The organism is Paraburkholderia sp. PREW-6R, assembly GCF_039621805.1.
Lineage (GTDB): Bacteria > Pseudomonadota > Gammaproteobacteria > Burkholderiales > Burkholderiaceae > Paraburkholderia.
This window is the reverse complement of record NZ_CP155076.1, coordinates 147,398-166,627: the sequence shown is the minus strand read 5'-3', so window position 1 is coordinate 166,627 and position 19,230 is coordinate 147,398. Positions and strand designations below refer to the sequence as shown.

At 59.6% G+C, this 19,230-nt stretch carries 11 protein-coding genes; 2 read left to right on the top strand and 9 right to left on the bottom strand.

The window, feature by feature from the left end:
* Positions 1–264 precede the first annotated feature (264 nt).
* Both AAGS40_RS29915 and AAGS40_RS29910 read right to left on the bottom strand, forming a co-directional pair.
* Positions 265–1,401: a porin gene (locus AAGS40_RS29915; protein ID WP_345817825.1), complete on the bottom strand. Its 1,137-nt coding sequence runs from the start codon at positions 1,399–1,401 to the stop codon at positions 265–267.
* Positions 1,402–1,525: 124 nt separating this feature from the next.
* Entirely contained in the window at positions 1,526–2,536 is a 1,011-nt protein-coding gene (locus tag AAGS40_RS29910; RefSeq protein ID WP_345817824.1) for a LysR family transcriptional regulator, read from the bottom strand.
* A gap of 1,165 nt (positions 2,537–3,701) precedes the next feature.
* Here AAGS40_RS29910 and AAGS40_RS29905 point away from each other — a divergent pair.
* A complete protein-coding gene (locus tag AAGS40_RS29905; protein ID WP_345817823.1) occupies positions 3,702–3,872 on the top strand; it encodes a hypothetical protein in 171 nt (56 codons plus the stop codon).
* A gap of 145 nt (positions 3,873–4,017) precedes the next feature.
* Here AAGS40_RS29905 and AAGS40_RS29900 read toward each other — a convergent pair whose 3' ends face one another.
* From AAGS40_RS29900 to AAGS40_RS29885, 4 genes are all read right to left on the bottom strand, one after another.
* The gene (locus AAGS40_RS29900) at positions 4,018–4,458 is read right to left on the bottom strand and encodes a hypothetical protein (RefSeq protein ID WP_345817822.1); all 441 of its coding nucleotides are present in this window, start codon (positions 4,456–4,458) and stop codon (positions 4,018–4,020) included.
* A 53-nt stretch (positions 4,459–4,511) separates the two neighbouring features.
* Positions 4,512–12,653, bottom strand: a complete 8,142-nt coding sequence (locus AAGS40_RS29895) for a filamentous hemagglutinin N-terminal domain-containing protein (RefSeq protein ID WP_345817821.1) — start codon at positions 12,651–12,653, stop codon at positions 4,512–4,514.
* 300 nt (positions 12,654–12,953) lie between these two features.
* Entirely contained in the window at positions 12,954–13,682 is a 729-nt protein-coding gene (locus tag AAGS40_RS29890; protein WP_345817820.1) for a response regulator transcription factor, read from the bottom strand.
* 62 nt (positions 13,683–13,744) lie between these two features.
* Positions 13,745–14,950: a porin gene (locus AAGS40_RS29885; protein WP_345817819.1), complete on the bottom strand. Its 1,206-nt coding sequence runs from the start codon at positions 14,948–14,950 to the stop codon at positions 13,745–13,747.
* A gap of 1,142 nt (positions 14,951–16,092) precedes the next feature.
* Here AAGS40_RS29885 and AAGS40_RS29880 point away from each other — a divergent pair.
* A complete protein-coding gene (locus tag AAGS40_RS29880; RefSeq protein ID WP_345817818.1) occupies positions 16,093–16,332 on the top strand; it encodes a hypothetical protein in 240 nt (79 codons plus the stop codon).
* Between the two features lie 393 nt (positions 16,333–16,725).
* On the opposite strand, the gene AAGS40_RS29875 is transcribed toward AAGS40_RS29880, so the two are convergent.
* From AAGS40_RS29875 to AAGS40_RS29865, 3 genes are all read right to left on the bottom strand, one after another.
* Positions 16,726–17,193 carry a hypothetical protein gene (locus tag AAGS40_RS29875; protein ID WP_345817817.1) on the bottom strand — a complete coding sequence of 156 codons (468 nt, stop codon included), beginning with the start codon at positions 17,191–17,193 and terminating at the stop codon, positions 16,726–16,728.
* A 76-nt stretch (positions 17,194–17,269) separates the two neighbouring features.
* Positions 17,270–17,674 (bottom strand): hypothetical protein, encoded by a 405-nt coding sequence (locus AAGS40_RS29870; protein WP_345817816.1) that lies wholly within the window; start codon positions 17,672–17,674, stop codon positions 17,270–17,272.
* A 362-nt stretch (positions 17,675–18,036) separates the two neighbouring features.
* Entirely contained in the window at positions 18,037–18,369 is a 333-nt protein-coding gene (locus tag AAGS40_RS29865) for an H-NS family nucleoid-associated regulatory protein (RefSeq protein ID WP_345817838.1), read from the bottom strand.
* Positions 18,370–19,230 lie beyond the last annotated feature (861 nt).

The following is a 19,230-nucleotide window of genomic DNA, read 5'->3' as shown; positions in this document are numbered from 1 at the left end:
ACTTCACCATTTCTCTGCGACGCCAGTTTTTCAGCTCATGAGCACCTCTGACAGGTCAAACCGTTCATCGTAAGGTTCTTTGCACCCCTGAGCAATAACGCGGCTAGCACAAATTTTTGATTCGATTCTCTCTTTAGCGTACATGAAGCGAGTTCAGTCTCGCTCATGCTTTGTGATGAAGTTTGGGGCTGACTTCAGATTCACGCAAACCCCAGGCCTCTCGGCCGAGGGTTTGCTTTGGCTTCCTTGTGCTACGAGTGACGCTTAGAATTTGTGGCGCATTCCCAGACTTACTATCTCTTGCGACTTCGCCGTTGACAGATAGTCATAGTCGGCGACCGAAGCGAACGCACCAGCGCCATTCGCATGCTGATAGGCGCCTACGAGGTAAACGTCGGTTCGTTTCGATAGGTTGTAATCCCCTCCAAGCGATACTTGATGATAGGACTCAGACACGTTGCCCTTGCCGTGGGTGTAAGTGTAGCCAAGACCAATCATTGCAGCAGGAGTCACCTGGTAATTTACAAAGCCGGCACCAACATCATACTTTTGGGTAGCAGAAAAAGCAGAGAGTGCATCCGGCTTGTACTGGGCGTTGCTGTAACGCGCACCGAGAGTGAATGGGCCCGCAACATACTGGCCCGCGATAGAGGCAATATTAATGGACTTTGCAGATTGGTACGGGAGATTGATCGAATTGAACGTTCCGTCCGAAGTGGCCCCGGAGTTCCAACCGATGCGAGCCATTGTCGTGTTGGAATTATCCATGACAATATAGCCTGCCGCGATGCTAAACGGACCGGCCCCGTAGGTTGCCGCGAGGGACCAGGTCTGCCCAGATCCTGTTGAACCAGCAGCACCTCCGAATGCATACATGCCTTCAAACTGCAGGCCCGCCCATACCGGTGAAACGTACTTCGCAGCGTTGTTCGTGCGCGAGCTGTTGTCGTTATTATCAACATCGCTCGGAGTCGTAAAGGTAGAGCCCCAGTAGTTATCCGCCGTGAGCGGCTGAACGAGATCCACCACCGGATCGTACTGTCGGCCGAGAGTCAAAGTGCCGTAAGCATCATCCGTCAGGCCAACATACGCCTGACGCCCAAACATGCGATTACCTTGATTAAGTTTGCCGTTGTTCGGGTTAAAGCCGTTTTCCAACTGGAAAATGGCCTTGATACCGTTACCAAGGTCTTCTGAGCCTTTCATACCCCAGCGATTGCCCTGCAAATTACCGCCTACCATGCCGATAGAGTTGGCGTTCCCACTTGCTGCGGTCGTGTTGTGCACGAACTGCACAGAATCATCGATCACGCCATACAACGTCACACTGCTTTGTGCATTCGCAACGCCCACGGTTGCGAGTGACGCCAGCGAGAGGGTCGACATTACTAGCTTTTTCATTCATTTCTCCACTTGGATTAACAGGTTATGTTGCGGCGTGGAGGTTAGCGCAGCCCGATACGCTTAGGAATAGAAAATTTATTTAGTGTTTCCTAAAAGTGACACAGGAAGGGGTGGATCCCTATCAAGGAGTAACTACACGGGCAGGCTTTGAGACGTCATTCTGTTCGGAACTCATGTCGCCGCGAACATCCACGACGGCTACCGAACTTCCAGGCATGAATTTTTGATCCCCGGCGAGCAAGCGAGGGAACTGTTGCGCCACGAAATCCACCCATGTCTGAACCTTTGCATCGGAACCATGTGCGGCGAGATATGAAACGAGCGCGTTCGTTTGCGCAAAACTATGCTGCGATAGCACGCGGACAAGATTGCCGGAACCGAGCGCAGGAGCAGCCCTCGGCAGCATCACGGGTCCAATGCCCGCACCGCTTAGGACTGCGTACTCCAGAGTTTCGATAAGATCCGCCTGTAGCGGCGTCGATGTAATTTTGAATGACTTTCTGCCTTCGGCAGTTTCGAAAGACCATTGCCCCGGATCAGCGCTGCCATCATTTAAGACGAGACAACGGTGTCGCCGTAGATCATCTACCGCTTCTGGCAACCCGTGACGGGCCAGATAGGCAGGCGATGCGCACAGGACAGCTCCAAAGGCGCCGAGGTTCCTGGACAAAACGTGATCACTATCCGACGGCGCACCACATCGCAGCATGACATCGCAGTCTTGAAGATGGGCGTCCGAATTCGCATGCCCACGCACAAGCTCGACCGAGATCTCGGGAAACCGCTCGAGGTAGCCTGAGATCACGGAAAGGAGGTGATGCCTGTCGAATAAGGGGGAGATCCCCACACGCAGTGTGCCTGCCGGCTGGGCACATAACGAAGCGGCTTCAGCTTCCGCCAGTCGCAGCCGCTCGAGGATCGACCTGCAATGTGCGAGATAGCGCTCTCCTATAGAAGTTAACGCGACGTACCGGGTCGTTCGATTAATTAACCGGGCACCGAGATGAGTTTCGAGGTCAACGATTGCGCGCGAAACCTGCGGTGTTCCAACGCACAGACGCTTTGCCGCCGCGGTAAAGCCTCCAGAATCCGCTACCGCGACGAACGTCTGAATCCCTTGCATCATGTCCATTGCATGCCTAGCTTTGTTTGGGGAATTCAATAGCCTTTGTAGTCCTCGTCACCGCTACCCGCGGACAATACGTCGCCCCGGGCAAACCGTCACTTGACCCCCCATATTTTGCGGTAGACATTAACAGCCTTTTTCCACTTTTCTGTGATCAACTGTTATTAGATGTGATCCAGCTTCAGCATTACCGCGAACAATGATTTCACGATCGGCCGCAAGGGCCGACACATTCCACACACCGCCCAGCGGCGCAACCATGTACAGGTGCCGTACCTCGCCACGGCCCATCTTCGCGTCCGCAGTGCGACGGCCGTACATCTGCCACACCCGGCCCCGATCATCGTCAGCAGCCAAACAACTGCAAAGCTCTCGTGGTCAAGGGTCAGGCGGTGTAAATCCGGCGGTTGTGCGGTTGGGCACGATAGGTTTGACGAAGTGCGTAGCAATTTGTCGAACATATCCATCGTGCCTCCTCTCACACCCAGTTTTGCGCCGACAGGTTCGATCAGTTGCAAATGGGTTCATTGCGGATGCAACAGGTTTCATTCAGTTTCACAAGGGTTCGCTCAAGGTACAGAGAAGGTACAAATAGTTGCAGAAGGCTTCGGTGCGGGTACGGCGCGACCCGGCGTTCTCAGCTTAAGGGGGCACGACGAATGTCTCCGACGCCGGCCGTGCATAGCGCAAAGCACAGAAGCAATCGTACCGCCAGAAACGACAAACCCGGCGCTTGTGCTAGGTTCATGCGTCTGTCGATCGCATGTCGTGCTCCGTTGGGCGCGGCTGCGCCTGCGTTCCGTTTCCCGAGCGTCAACAAGCTGCGCGCGGAGACGATCTCAACCCGCACGCGAAGCGTCGCGTTGGCCTTCGGGTGTCGGGCGCAGCCTGACCAAGTGGGTTGTGGCCACGATCGCGCGGTGTCCGCGATTGTGGCCACAACCCATATCTTGCACAGCCTTTGAAGTGGAATTTTTCCGGACAGAAACCGGCGCATCTGCGCATCGCCGTCGTACAGCCTGCGTCACGCGAGCGGGCGCGCACGTGACACGACCACGCACAACAGCGTGCATCGCGAACTCCACAAACAACAAACCCGGCCAAAGCCGGGTTTGCATGCAAGCGCTTGGACGCGTGCGCAATGTGTGTGCTCTTAACAGGGGAGATTTTGATGTTGAACTACAACGAGCGTTTGCCCAATTCGGCGGCCGCACCGACCGTCGAGCAACACGACTCTCATCGCGTTATTGCCGACGAGTGGCTACGGCGCGCGATCGACGGAATCAGGGAAATGCACCTCAACGAGAACGTGCGCCGCGAAGTCGCAAAGAGGATTTTCTAGCCAACCGGTGCCACACGCACAACGACCACGAATTGCACAAACCGGATGACAGCGCCACGATGCTCCCCGATGCGCTAAAGCACAAACCCGGCCGAGGCCGGGTCCGTTATTCACGCTCGCTTCTTGGCAACAGCCGTCAAGGCAACTACCCCCTCACAGGCAGTTCAAACGAGAAACGGGAACCCTCAGTCGTTTTCCCGATGATTTCGGAAGAAGTAATCGTATAACTTTCAATGACACCTTCAGTTACAAACTTCCAGAGCTCGCTTCCGGTTGGCGCAATGCCAACAAACCCCATCTCATCTCGAACAATAAGCGAATCACCAGCATAGATGAATTCGTGAAACACCAAAGGCATGCGGTAGGAGAAGTACTTGGCACCGACCGATAAGTCATAGCCGACCAAACATTCGTTGACTCCCACAAGCATACGGTGACCTACGAGCACGGCCTGCGGCACTAGCCCTATGTTCGCGTAGCCAATGTTCAGATGTCCGCCTTCCGGCGTTTGAACGTATCCCCACGTATTCGCATCAGAGGTCAGCAGCGTTCCCACAACCTTCTCTCCGGAAGCGCGCGCTTCCATGTCACTGCGGGAATCGCAGGGTACCCACTTCAGAATGTCAAATCCAGTCATGGTCACTTAGCGATAATGGTGAGTACTTTCCCATTTAACTCAACAAATTGAATCTTGGAACCCGTACCGGTTACTCCTGGCAAATAGAATTCCCGAAGGTTACTACCGGGCACCGTTCCCGGGCCGACAATGGTTGATGGGTCATTGTAGGCTTGGTTAAACAACTGCGTCACTTCAGCACGATTTGCGGGAGTATCTGCAATTCCGATTCTGCTTGCGTTTCCGGCTGCTCTAGCTGCGTTATATGCGTTCGACGAATCAATGTTGCTGTTGAACAGAAAGTCCAACTTGCGCCCGTTAGCACCGAACGTTAGTTCACTCGCAGTGCTTGTGGCAACTGATTCGGCGAACGCCGAAGAAGCAAGAGTGCCAAGCCCGAACGTGCCGTAAAGCTCACCCAGCGCACCAAGCGCCGGATTGCTGTATTGGAAATATGGCACGTAATCCGGCATCCCCGGCAGCGAGAAGGTCGCCGCGTTCAGCGCCGTATTCCCGATACCCGCGAGCACGTCGGTACTTGCCGCCGACTCCATCGCCGGAACGTCTGCTCCTGCATTGAGTGCATTGCTGACGTTGTTCGCAACCGCCGTAAGCCACTTCCCGCAGGAGTTGTGCTCGCAGAAATTGTTCAGCGTCTCGTTCTGCGCCGCCGTCACCGCCCCCTGAACATTGAGCCCAAGCGCGCCCGCGACACTGCCACTGACGAGCGTTTCGACCGCAGCCAAGGCAGCAGGCGAGAGGTTACCGCTGCTGTTGATGATCGGGTTCAATCCCGCCGACACGGCTCCGCCAATGGCACCGCCACCGCATCCGGTCCCTTCAGCCGCACCTGCCGCGCACCCCAGCGCCGCGTGCGCCGCCACGTACCCGAGGCCGGTGAGGTCACCGCTCTGGTTCAGGTTGCCGATCCCGTATGCCGCCGCTGCTGCGACATCGCTCACTGCGCTGTTGCGGAAGTTGGTCAGGAAGCTGCCGCCTTCAATCGCAGTCTGAACGCCCGCCTGGAGTGCGGCTTCCCCGGCAATCGCTGCGCCTTGGGTGAGCACGGTCGTAGCGTTCACCGTTCCAGCCGTCGGCACCAGCGCATTACCCACGCTCTGCACGCCCGCCAGCGACGCCGGACTGTCGACCGAGCCGCTGGAGGTCCACCCGATACCGCTCCCGTTTGCCGTAATGCCATTGGTCAGTCCCGCAGTCAGCATGGCCGTCGCGCCAGCCTCGAACATTGAGGCTGCACTGAACGAACCGTCGCCGAATGCTTCCTGGCTCATCGCGCTGTTGAGCATGCCGGTAAAGCCCGCCGAGAGCGCCATATTGCCAACTCCCGCACCCACGGCAATTCCATCTACCGAAGTTCCCGCCGCCGAGAAAGCCATGCCTGAACCGGCCGCTTCACCGGCCGCCGCACCGATCGCAGCCGACGCCGCGCCCGCCGAAATGATCGCGATCCCGGCGAGGTCCACCATCATGAAGAGGTTGTCCCACATCGACGGGCCACCGACCACCGACGTGTTCAGGTTGTTGCCCACCGTGCTTTGCGTGAAGCTCGTGCGGAGCTGGCTCTTCAGGTTCGAGAGCAGCTGCGCGGTGGCGGCCTGATTCACGCTGCCGTCGGCATTGACCTGCTGGATCTGGCCACCGATGTTGTCGATCGCCTGCGCGTTCATGTCGTAATTCGCCGCCGACATGAAGCCGCCTTGCTGCACTACCGTGCCGGTGGTCTGTTCAAGCACGCCGTCCTGCACGATCTGGTAGATCGTGCCGACGTTCGTCGAGTGTGTTTCGTTCGTCAGGGAACCGGTGTTCACGCTCAGCGTGCCGCTCGCGCTGATGCTTCCGGTGTTGAGGATGTTGTTGCTGTAGTTGAGCGAGACGTTCGTGCCGCTGATTTCGCCGTCCGCGCTGACCTGTGCATAGTTGGCTGGCAGCAGCACTTCTGGCATCAGCGCCTGGACCGGCGGACACGCGCCGCTACCCGTTACCGTGCATCCCGGCTCGGGGACGGTTTCTTCCGTGTACCAGAGCATCGGCGCGTTGATCAGCGCGAGCTGCGCCTGGCTCAACTGCGTACCCAGCGCGATGTTGTTCTGCTCCGCGTACTGGAGCGCTGCGCCATACAGCGCGTTCTTGTCCTGGTTCGCGATGGACGTCTGGCCGGTGCTGTCGGTCGCGCTGGTCGTACTGTAGAAACTGCTCTTGCCGGTCGCCGTGAGCGCGGCCTGCTCGATCTGCTGGTCTTCGGTATACGGGTCGTAGTAGAACGGCACACTGGCCGGTTGCAGGCTGGAGGGCAGTTGCGCGAGAAGAGCGCCCGGCGTGATATCCCCCATGACCTGCGCCGCAGGGTTGTTCGTCAGGTAACTCACGGTCAACGTCTGGCCGCTCAGGGTCTTCACGGTGCTGCCTGCCGGGGTGTACGCACTGTTCACGGCTGGCGCGACGGGTTTGCCGACCGTCTGCACGCCAATGGGCACGCCCGACGGCACACCCGCCGTCCCGGTCACCGAAACCGGCTGCCCGGTGAGGGTCGTGACGAGCCCCGCGCTGTTGACGGTCGTCGTTGCACTGCCCGACACCGCCGGAGGGCCGAGCGAAATCACCTGATTCGACACGACAGGCGGCGGGGTATAGACGTGCGGATTCGTCAGGCCGTTGACCAGCTGCGAGCCGCTCAGCGCCACCGTCGTACCGATAACATTGCCGGTGTTGGTCAGCGTTGGCGAATTCACCGACAGCGTATTCCCCGCCTGGATCGTGCCCGTTACGAAGTCAGGCAGCCCGACGGACGAAGGAAGGCCAGCGGGGTTCTGCACGTCGCTTGCCGAGTACGCGCTACCGTAAAGCGTCTGGCACAGCGACGGATTGCTCGCGCAGCCCCACACGCTGAAGCCACCCGGATTGGCGTGCCAGTACGCATTCAACAACTGGCTGCCGCTCGTCGCAGAACTGGTCGCGCTGATCGACACGTTGTTCAGCGCGGTGACGAGGCTACCGGTGTTACTGAACGTATTGCTGGTGATCGACAGATTATTGTTTGCGGTGATCGACGCCGGATTTCCCGCCTGCACGTCAATGTACGCCTCGCAATTCTGTCCGCATCCGGCGAACGGCGACGCGCTGCCGTAGTTCTGGTGAACCTGCACCGGCGCAGCGATCGTGTTCACAACGCTGGCCGCGTTGATCTGCACATTGTTGGCCGCGATCGAACCGGACGTATTCGTGAAACTTGCCGCCTGCGTCGCGTTGGCCGCAGTCGTGCCCGCACCTCCGATTGCAACCGTACCCGCCGCGACCAGATTCCCATACGTGTTGGTCACCGAGTTCGCCGCGATCACCAGGTTGTTGCCCGCCGTGACCGTGCTGTTGGTCTGCTGATAGGCGTAGGACTGCGAGCTCGGGTTCGTGGTATTCAGGCCCGAGCAGCCTGCCGAATACCCCGACGCGCAGCCGGCCGTGGTCGTTACCGTCCCGACATTCGTGCCCTGATTCGTGAAGCTCGCTGCATCGATGTTGACGTTGTTTGCTGCGGCGAGTGTGCCGGCATTCGTGAGATTGCCACCCGAGAGATTCAGGTCGTGCCCGGCGATAACCTGTCCGGTCGCGCCCTGCACGGTCACCGAGGACGACGTGGACAACGGCGTTACCGTACCAGGCGCCGCGAGCTGGATGCCGGACGGATCGATACACGCGCCACGGCTGTTCGGGCAGCCGGTGCCGCCGTTCGTGACCGTGCTCCAGACCGAGATCGTCGAGGGGGCCTGCGTCAGGAAACTGTTGATCGAGGCGACGTCGACGGTATCCGTCACTGTCGAGGTATAGCTGGAACCGCCATTGTTCAGCGACTGCAGGTTCAGTGACGCGTCGTTCCCCGCGCTCACCGTGCCGCCCTGGTTATTGAGGCTGTTCGCCGTGATGCTGGCGTTGTGGCCAGCGGCGATCACCGAGGTGGTACCGGCGGTGCCGCCGGTGGTCGTGGTGGTCTCCGTTGCAGTCGGCAGGTTGAGCGTCACCGTGGCGATCGCACCCGCTGCGTTCGCCGCAGTCCTGACGAACCAGAGGTTCTGGATGATCGGGTTTCCCTGACCGTCCGTACCCGTCACCGGCACTTCGACAAGCGTGACGGTGTTGCCGGACACGAGTGCCGGACTTCCGGTCAGCACTCCCCACGGAAACCGGTCCGCCACCAGCTGGTTGTTAATGGATGTCGGGTCGACTACGCCGTTCGCAGACACAGCGTCGGCCAGCGTCACCTTGTTGGAGAACCCAGCCACCGTGCAGCAATATCCGTTTTCGGCGGCCCCATAGCTGCTGGCCATGTCGATCGTGTCGGTCCCCACGACTAGCCCCAGCGCGAGCCCCGGATTGTTGACCGTCGTGGTGGTCGTAATCGTCCTGCTACCTGTGGCACCCGAATTGTTGACGTTGTTTGCGGTAATGCCGATGTCGTTGGTCGCCGTCAGCGTGCCACCTGCATTGCCCAGGTCGCCCGTGAGATTGATGCTCAGGTTCCCGCTGCCAGACGGGCTGCCCGCATTGCCAGCCTTCGTGGTGCCGTTCGAGTTGTCGTAGCTCGACCCACTGATCGTCACCGTGTTGGCCGCTTCAACGGTACCGGTGTTCGTTCCGGCGCCGTTGATCGTCAGTGCATCGTTGGCCTGGACCGTCGCGTTTGTCAGATTCGCGAGGGCGCCATTGATCGTCAGGTCCTGCGCGGTGACGGTGCCGGAATTGTTGACCGCGCCGTTCAGGGCGAGCGTGCCCGTCCCATGGTTGATCGTCCCTGCGTTATTGATACCCTGCGATGCCGTGACGGTCACGGCGGTGCCCGGCAACGTCCACGTCCCCGAGTTATTGACTGCCTGCGCCGACAGGTTCAGCGCACTGCCGCCGTTCACGGTCCCAAAGGTGCCAGCCGACGGGTCGACCGACTGGTTCGGCAGCGCGAGCGAGAGGTTGCGAGCGGCAAGAATCTGCCCACCGGTATTGTTGAAACTGCCATTGCCGCCGTTGACCGTAACGTTCGTGTCACCGCTCGCGCTGGTCGGGTGGTTCACATCGCCCGCGAAGATCAGGCCGCTGTTAGTCAGCGAATTTGTGGAAAGCGTCAGGATGGTCGTCGCCAGCAGGCCGCCTGTGTTCGTGGTGCCGTTCGCCACCGCCAGATCCGTCGTCGGCCCATAGACTGTGCCCGAATTATTGAGGTCCGTTGCGTTGACCGTCATCGTCTGCAGCGACGACAGCGCTCCCTGATTCGTCACCGTGGAGCCCGTGACGGTAAGATTGCCTGCGGCCGTCTGCTGGCCGACGTTGCTCACCGTTCCGCCTGCGAGGGTTGCGTTGCCCTGGTAGGCCGCGGTGCCTCCCGTCGTCAGGCTCGTGGTGCCCGTTTCACTCAGGGTGCCGCCGATTACCGCATTGGCAGTTTTGACGTTTGCCGCCGACAGCGTGGCATTGCCATTGACGCTCAGCGCGGGCGCATTCGCATTGAACACCGCGTTCAGCTGGCCAGCCGACGTGTCGAGGCTGGTCTGCGCGGTCGCCGTGAGGTTGCCGCCGACGGCGACGCCCTGGGTCGTGATGTTGCTGGCCGTGAGCGTGGCGTCCTTCGTCACCGTTGTCTGGCCGGCGAGCGTCAGGTTCTGTGCAGCGTTCAGCGTTGCGGTCCCCGCCGTCGACACGGTGCTGGCTGCGTTGAGCGTGCCGCCACGGGCATTGAGATTCAGGTTGCCCAGGCTCTGGACGGATCCCTGCGTGCTCACGTTGCCGCCCGCGCTCACCGCCATGTCGCTGCCCGAAAGTGCATTGCCCGCGAGCGTGGCGTTGCCACTGGTCGCGGTAAGCGTTTCGGTGCCGACTGCCGTAGTCTGTCCGACCGACAGGTTAGTGGCGGCTGTAGCGCTCAGGTTGTTGCCCGTCTGGATCGCGCCCGAGACGCCGATATTGCGGCCGGCCGACAGCGTGGCATTGTTCGCAACGCTCACCGCCCCCGTGCCATTGATATCACGCCCGGAATTGACAGTCGCGTTGCCGGCGCCGTCGACCTCCAGCCCGCCATTCAGGTTCGCATCGCGCGTGGCCGTGACGGTGCTATTACCGCCACTGTGCAGCAGACCGGTGACGGTCGCATCCTGCGCCGCATTGATGCCGATCGTGCCCGGACTCGCGAGCGTGCCGGCTACGGCGACGCTCCCCGTGCTGGAACTGATCTGCGCATTGCCCTGACTATAGACCGTGCCGCCAAGGTTCACTCCCTGCTGGCCGCTGGCACTCAATGTGCCAAGCGTGGTCACGTTACCGGTCGTGCCGAGGGTGCCGCCATTGGCGAGCAGACTCATATTGCCCACAGAAGCGGCCGCTCCCTGCACGGTCGCGTTGCCGCCTGCCGTCACGGTCAGGGTCGATCCGCTCGTCGCGTTGCCGCCGATCGTGGTGTCCTGCCCGGTCGTCACCGTGATCGCACCGGACGCGGTGAGCGTGCCGCCGAGGCTGGCATTTGCTCCAGCGGTTGCACTGAGCGTGGACGCGCTTTGCAGCGAGCCGGTCAATCCGATGTTGCCGCCCGCATCGAGCGACACCGAGCCCTGGGATGACGCGATGTTGCCTGAGCCGGTGAGTGAGCCGTTCTGCGCGGTAACCGATACCGGTCCCTGTGACTGGACTGTGCTGCCCAGCGTTGCGTTCCGCGCGGCGCTCGCCGTGAACGTGCCGTTGGTCTGTACGTTGCCCGCAATACTCGCGTTGCCCGTCGTCGCGATGACCGAGGTATTGCCGACGCCCGATAGCAACCCGTTCACCGCGGCGTTGCGCGCGGCAGTCAAGGCGACCGTGCTGCCGCCCTGAACCGATCCGTTAACAGTCAGATCCCGACCGGCGCTTGCCGTCAGCGTACCGGGAGCGGTCACGGCCGAATTGACGGTCAGATCGTCCGTCGTTGTCTGAAGCGCCAGATTCTGGCCCGAGACTGAACCAAGCGTCATCGAGCCGGTGGCGTTCAGGTTCGTATCGCCGTTGGCCGCAACCGATGCGGCCGACAGATTGCCACCTGAAGTCATTGTGGCGTTCTGTCCCGCCGACACGGTGCCAGTCGACGTGATATCGCCGCGTGCATTGACGGTGTAATTCTGGTTCGAAAGTCCGGTGCCCGACATCGTCGTCGAACCGGCACTCGTGATCTGCACATCCTGGTTCGCGAAGGTGTTGGCGACCGTCACGTCGCCATTCGCGTTGATCACCGCATTACCGGCCGTTGCGGCCAGCGGCCCAAGGCTCTTCACCCCCATATCCGTCGCTGTCGCAACGATATAGATGCGTCCCGCGGTGATCGGCGCGAAGCTCGACGCGTCGATCGCGAGGCCGTCCGCGGTCGGGATGGCCGAAAGAGTATTTGCTGCGCCGTTGGACGTGGTGGCGTAGGTGACGCCGGTGGAATCCGAGGCCGTCGGTGTGACCATCTGGTTGCCCGCAATCAGGTTAACTTTCTGATTTGCGTACAGCGGGGCATTCACCGCAATCGTTTGCGCTATAAGATCAAGATTGCCCACCGTTCCTTCGATACCCGCTCCCGGTGTGCCATTTGCGCCCGGTGGCCCATTGACCTGGATGTCACCCGAATTCACTGAAAACGCTACCGCCGCCGCATGCGCAAAATCGGTTGACGTGCCACCCACACCCGTGAGAAATTGCGGCGTACCTGTCGTGAGAGTCAGATTTGATGCGTTCGTGACTGCGAGACCGTTGATACTGAGGCCGTTCGGATTACTGATGATCACACTCGCCGTATCACCGAAAACCTCAAGCGGGCCAGCCAGCGTGCTTCGGTAGGCTGCGCCTGTCGACGTCACCTGCGCAAGAATCACCGACGCAGTCCGACCGTTCAGATTCGGATTAGCCCCCAGCGTGCCACCCAGCAGCGGCGTCCCGCTTACAAGACTGTTATTGAACACCAGACCAGTCGAATCAATGTTCAGCGACTGAAGGCTATTCACGCTCAGACCACTGGAATTCGGCGCGGAAATGTTAAGTGCAGGGACCCCCGTACTGGTCTTCGTGACCGTTGGCTGAAACTGGATTGGTGCGCGCGGATCGACGATCGGCGCGGCGTTGGCCACTTCGTCACCGAGCAATGCCAGGGGACCCAGATACATGACCGATGCCATGACGGCAGCAGTCACGCGCATCCATAACGGGCGACGCGCGCCACCGGCATCAGGGCACAACGCAAAGACGACAGCAGACCTGGCAGCCTCCCTCTGGGCTAACCCCGTGATCAACCTTGTCGTTTGGCTTGGCATGTCTGCTTGAGTCTTAAAGGGATTTTTATAAAAACGACGAACACGGGCGTCCTGCGTTACGGACATTAGAAGCTTATGGTCGATCAGGAGTCTGAATCAGCAACTTTTCGGATGGTGCGCATTTGTGCACTCCCTGCCTGACCGGCACGATGGTCAAGGGCAGGCCCTGGCCAGATCAACCCTGTACCCTACGCCGCGGACCTGAACGATCTCGGCATCGTTCCCTTGAGCCCGCTGCAATGTGTTGCGCAAGCGACAGATGTGTACATCGAGGGCACGTGAGGGAAAGTTCTTGAGGGTTCCCCAAAGAGCTTCGTGCAGGCATTCGCGTGCAATTACGCGTCCAGGACTACGGAACAGCAGCAGTGCAAGAACATACTCTTTCGGGCGCAGATAAATTCGCTGCCCGCAGATATCCACATATTGACGACGCTGGTTAAAAACGTACCCCCCAAGCTGCATATCCAGATCACTATCGTCAGGCAGAGTTAATGGCAGGTCGCCTGATTTTCTCGAGACGATCTGTGCGCGCAGATGGGCATCAAGGCGAGCACGTAGAACCGCAGGCGGCAGCGGGGCAATAATATAGTCCGCTGCGCCGTTCTCAAGCGCATACACGATGTCGGCGGCCTCGGCGTGCTCCGTCAGAAACACCAGTCGCGGTATGACAGGAAACATCGCCCGCACCCGTTGCAGCACGTCCCGTCCATTGATACCGGGCAGATTCCACCCAACGATGACCACGTCCCATGTGGAGACCTTGAGCGCACGGAACAGTGAGGCGACTGTTCTGAATTCGTGATAGTCCTGGATTCTGGACGGAATATGCGCAGTATCTCCTCTTTTTACGATACCGCGTTCGGTGCAGAAAGCAATTCGCATGGAGTCAGAATCAAGAAAGAGGCGCTCGCGCCTCTTTCAGTAGAACAGATATCAGTCGGTTGTCAGAACTTGTGGCGGATGCCAACCCGTGCGGTGAACTGGTTCTGTCCCGAAGCGGCCGAAAGGCCATTGATATCAGCGGTCGCGGGAATCATGTCGCCCGTTGCATCAAGCGTCTCGCCAGAGGCATGCTGGTACACGCCCACCACGTACACGTCGGTCCGCTTCGACAGGAAATAGTCCGCGCCGAGTGCGCCCTGATGGTATTGCGCACGCGAAGCGTTGCCAAGCTGCACACCACGCGTATAGTCGTACGCCGCACCAACGAGCAACGCGGGGGTCAACTGATATTTGAAGTTCAGCTCTGCGTTGTTCATCGTTGCCGACTGACCGCGATATGCTGCGAGGCCGGAAGAGTATGCAGAGGCCAGATTGCCAAAGCGGACGTTCGAATAGGTTGCGCCAACCGTAGCCGCACCGAAGGTGTACGCCGCGCCGGCGCCGATTACCTGGTACGTGTTAGCCGATGCAAAACCCGAATAGATCGACGAGGTTACGGCAAAGCTTGCCGGCGTCGTGAGCGTTGCCCGCTGGTTCAAGGCTGCGGTGCTACCGTTATTGAACAGACCACCTGCAGCGGCCGGTGTGCGGGCATTCAAGTAGCCGACGCCCAGGACCAACGGACCGTTGTTGTAGCCAGCGCCCAGCGACCAGATCTGGTTCGACGTCACGCTGCCTGCGACGCCGCCGAAGCTGTACGTGCCGCCGAACGTCAGGCCGCCGTAGTTCGCGCTCGTGTACTTGACCGTATTGTTAGTGCGATACGCGTTGTTGAAGTTGTCGAGGTCACCCGGGTGAGCTGCGATGTAGCCGCCCCACTGGTCGCCCACTTCAAGCGGCCCAACGTAATCAACCACGGAGTCGTACTGACGACCGAGGGTCACCGTGCCAAGCGCGCCACCCAAACCTACATAAGCCTGGCGACCGAACATCAGGTTACCTTGGCCCAATTTTCCGTTATTTACGTCGAAGCCGTTTTCCAGCACAAAGACTGCCTTCAGACCGCCGCCCAGATCTTCCGTGCCGCGCATTCCCCAGCGAGAGCCTTGCAAAACGCCGCTCGACAGGTTGTACAGGTGCTTGCCGCCCACGTTGGTGGTGATGTTAAAACCTTCGTCAATGATACCGTACAGGGTCACGCTGCTCTGGGCATGAGCGACGCCTGCGAACGCGCCCAGTGCGGCGAGAGCGAGAAGCGACTTTTTCATTGGATTTTTCTCCGGATTTGCGAATTAAACGGCGCAAAGGCAAACAGCTGCCATGCCAATCTTCATTTGTTGTTTCAACGAAACGGCTTGAAAGATAGCAAAAGACTTTGATGACGACATCGTTTTTGATTACAAAAAATCGATGACTGTCGGCACCCTGCAACACGCACTCCAAGTATTGTCGTTTCAACAGATTTGTGTATTTTCACGCCTTAAATACGGCTTGGGAGAGCCGAACTTTTTATTATTTCATGCTTATTACTTAATCCAAATTAGCATTTGTGATTTTGAATCATCGACATCTGATCTTCAGGCCCAGAAGTCTTCGACAGCGATAAGGGAGCATCCAGAAGGAGATAACCTGATCTGATGCCCTGCGGCGACAGCCGGATGTGATCCGGGCCCGTGTCCAGGTCGGGAACTCATGCAGGACGCTCGAGGCCCCGATTCGACTGGAGAAGAAAAACTGCGCAAAGGGTTTGCTGACGTTGCCAATCGGAGTCGCCGTCACACCAGTCGCCGATATGACCGCGAGACGGAAGATGGTTCGTACGCGCTCCTGACAGATGCGCTCGGCGTTCAAGGGATGCGACGAAGCTTTCGATTGAGGCGTTCTCTCACGCGGAAGCACGATGGCTCCTGGTGAACGTCGCATCTGGATTCGATGCGAATTTCTGGTTTGGCCGCCCTGGATATTTACGAATTCGATCGGAGTGTAACAACTAAACGTCGCCCGGGCTCGCGCGGCCAGCATGCCCTGCGCTTTGCCTGGAACCACTTGTATGGTGATGCGCCGGGAGATTGGGGCGCCGAGGCTGCGTCCGTTTGCCAGATCCAGAATGGCGGGCAGACATAACCAGCCTTGGCCAGTTCATATACCGATCCATATACCGGTCCGGACATACGCGATGTTACTGACCCGTGCATGCCCAGCCTGCCAGCCGTCAAAACAACGCGCGCGCATATCTGGAGACACATCGACGGCGTGTCAACTGCGTCATTACCACCACAGGAACCCTCCCGGGCGGCGAGCGTCAACGGCTCGCGATCGCCTGGCCGTAGTCAGCCATTCCCGCTTTCTGATTCCTGACGAAGCGGCCGGCGCGCTGCACTTCGAGACCGAACCCGTGATCGAGGACGACATGAAAGCATCATCGCAGGCCAACATCGTCCTCATTAACGACCACTGCCTGGGTTCAGTGCGTCAGGGGTACCAGTCATCGAAAGGACAGGGGCACATCGAGCGTACACAACAGTCGCTTGCCACATCGGCGCAGCGTTACCAGCACAGGCGCAGGAAGCCACCTGACAGGCTTTACGCACAAATGGCACTGGCGAACGCTTTCCATCGCTATGAGCAGGTAGCAGCTGGCTGCGCGTAACTGTTGCGGCTAAACAGCGGTCCCGGACGACTCGCTTCGGTCATGCACGGCAGCCATGAGCCGCGTGGCGTTTCAAATCCGATCATGCAGCGTTGGTCTGACTCGGTATAGCTTAACGACGGGCAGGTCCAACACGTAAATATCTCGTCCGAACAGAACAGACGACTTGCAAACCGGAGCAGCAGGAACGGGTTGCAGTGAGATAAGCAAACGAAGAGCATTTAGGGTATCAGGATTCCCGGCCCCATCGAGGTCGACTATGTCAGAGTCATATCTCTGATCAGCATCCCTGCGTGGTGCGGCAAAGACTAAAGCCCGCAGGACAGTTTTCAGCAATCGGCGCGACCGTGCAGTCATTTTTCCAAGCCTTCCGGCCGTATGCGCCAGTGCATTTCATCCGCCAGCATGTAGGCGCTTGCCAGCCTCCCGTCCAAACCACGGCAACGTGCGACGCATCCAGGCGGCATACGCCCGCCAGCGGTCGTTGTCCTGTTCATAGAGCTGCTCGCGCATCGTCATTGCGAACTGTTTGCGTCGCGGCCACCTGCGCGCCATTTCGTCCTTCCACAAGGCGGCCACGGTCTCAATGCGCTTCCGATAGTCGTCGATCAGCATGTCCGGGCTCACGAAGTCCATCGGATCAGCTGCAGATATTGCACAGCGCTGCCACGGACCGATACGCGACTGCTTCACCGTCGGCGGCTTGCCGTCGAACTCCCGGGAAAGCTCCTCAAGAATAGTCATGATATGGCCAAGCAGGAACTGCCTGTCCTGTGGCGTCAGACGACCGCCAGGCAGCACAGCGAAGACTGTCTCAACGCCACTCCTGACTGCACAACAAAATGCACTTCTGGACTGCATTACTTTCTCCCACCCTGTCCGTCCCGTTGGTCCGGACACCCGGCCATCCGCCCTCGCATTACCGGCGCCATCTCCATCAACCCGCGGTGTCCGGGGCGCCGGCCTCGTCAGCCGCTGGCGGCGCCGGTTTCAAAGTCTGACGAAGCGACTCGTTAAACCGCATGCGAGCGGCCAGCAGCCGGTGAAGGGGCGTTATAGTCATCTGCTCATCGTGCAGCGAGACGAGTCTCGCCAGTAAGCGGAAGTCTTCTTCAGTGACGACCAGACTCGCGTTGCGTCCGTTTCGTGACCGTTCAAGGAGAACCTGCCAGGCACGGTCAAAGTCTGCTCGCTCGGCAGCGTCCCGCCCGTGATCCGCCTCATGAAGGCAACGTGCGGTGCCGATCGCATTGAACAGGCGCGCCATCACGTCGACACTCGCGTGGCCGGCGCGCAGCGAGGCTAGCGACAGATGATTCTCCAGCGATTGTTCGCGTGCCACGGCCGCTGATAACGGCAGCAGCAAGGTGCGGCTAAGAGGAGCGCGCGCCGATGGGTGACGGTGCGTACGGCGCGGTTTCGAGGAGCGTGGCATCTGAAAACGGGCACTTCAAAAGTTATTATTGCCGCGGGGCGGCGACAGCGGGGGGCCATATGCCATACAGTTCAGGAAGTCTGCTGTCCGGCGCGACCAGCGAATGGAGCAGATGTCTTACGCGTGCGACGAACCAGAGTCATCGACGCAGATCGTGCACCCGCATCAGGGTCGCCGCCCACTTACTCCTGATTCCCTGTGCCGCACTGCTTACGCATATGTTTTCGCCCGCGCAAAGCGGCCGGAAAGTCCATAATGGACGCCCCTCCTCATGAGCCTGCAGACTCCCGTTCCGGCCACCAGGGCTTCGCCGTCGGGACAATCCGGTAATCCTCCGGATTCCTGCCCTTCAGCCAGTTAGGCATGCGTCCCTTGCCCGACCAGCGACGACCGGTGTCGGGATCGTAGTACTCGGAGCCACCGGTCTTCGCACGCATCTTGATAAAGCCGAGCCCCCTGAGCAGTTCGAGTTCCGTAATCCCATATTCCTCGACCTGTAATCTGAAGGCTGCCAGTGCGGCCGCCTTTTCCTTTTCCTTTGCTTCGGCGATCAGCAGGTTCAGGTGACCCAGCTGCTTTTTCAGGTCCCGAATATCCGTCATTTTCTCCATCATCCGCTTGCTTCCCTGCTTACCCGGCCAACCGTGGCTAGCGATTGCATCACCGCCCTGACCCGCCCGTTTTCGTCGCACACAACGATACGTAACCGGGGCCGTCCGGCCTGCACCGTTAAGCGCTAACTCGTTGATTCACGCATTTGAGGCGATGATCATCAGAAAGTTTTCTCCCGCATCCCGATTTTCGCCGTGCCCTGTACTGTCGGGCCTCGCATCCATTCCTGCCTGTAACCCGATCACCCGGCCCCATGGGCCCAGCAGGTTCGTGAGCCTTCGCGCCCGGATTGGTGGAGTCACCGGCCAAAATTGAGAAAGAGCCCGTCCGGCTGACCGGACGGGCGAATTCAGTGAATGGGTCACTGAAGGAGACAAGGTGCGTGACGACGCGGCCAGGGTGTTCATAGCGCAGCCCACCTGCGCGACGAACACCACCGACCGCAAACAGGCATCCTAGCGATCTTTGCTTTACTGTCACGTGATCATTCATGACATCGAGGGGCGCGACGTGGCATACCGTTCTTTTTGGGATGGCCACACAGTCCACGCGCCGAATCTTTCCAGACGCGGACATGTGGATAGCGAGGGCATCTTGACTTCCTTGCGTGCGCCCCGGCCCCTGTGTCAGGCATCGCGGTGGCCCGCAACGCGGGCGCCGTAATAGCCCCCCGGGGCAAACGTCGCCCGGCCCGCCCGCACGCATACCGGGGTGACGGCAGCGAGAGTGCCGATAATCCCCCCATCACATCGACCGGCATGTCGCGGGCGACCGCTGCGCAACCCAGGCAATGTCTGGATGCATGGCACTGGGGCCACAAGGTACGCAAGGCTCGCCTGACAGGAAGGCCG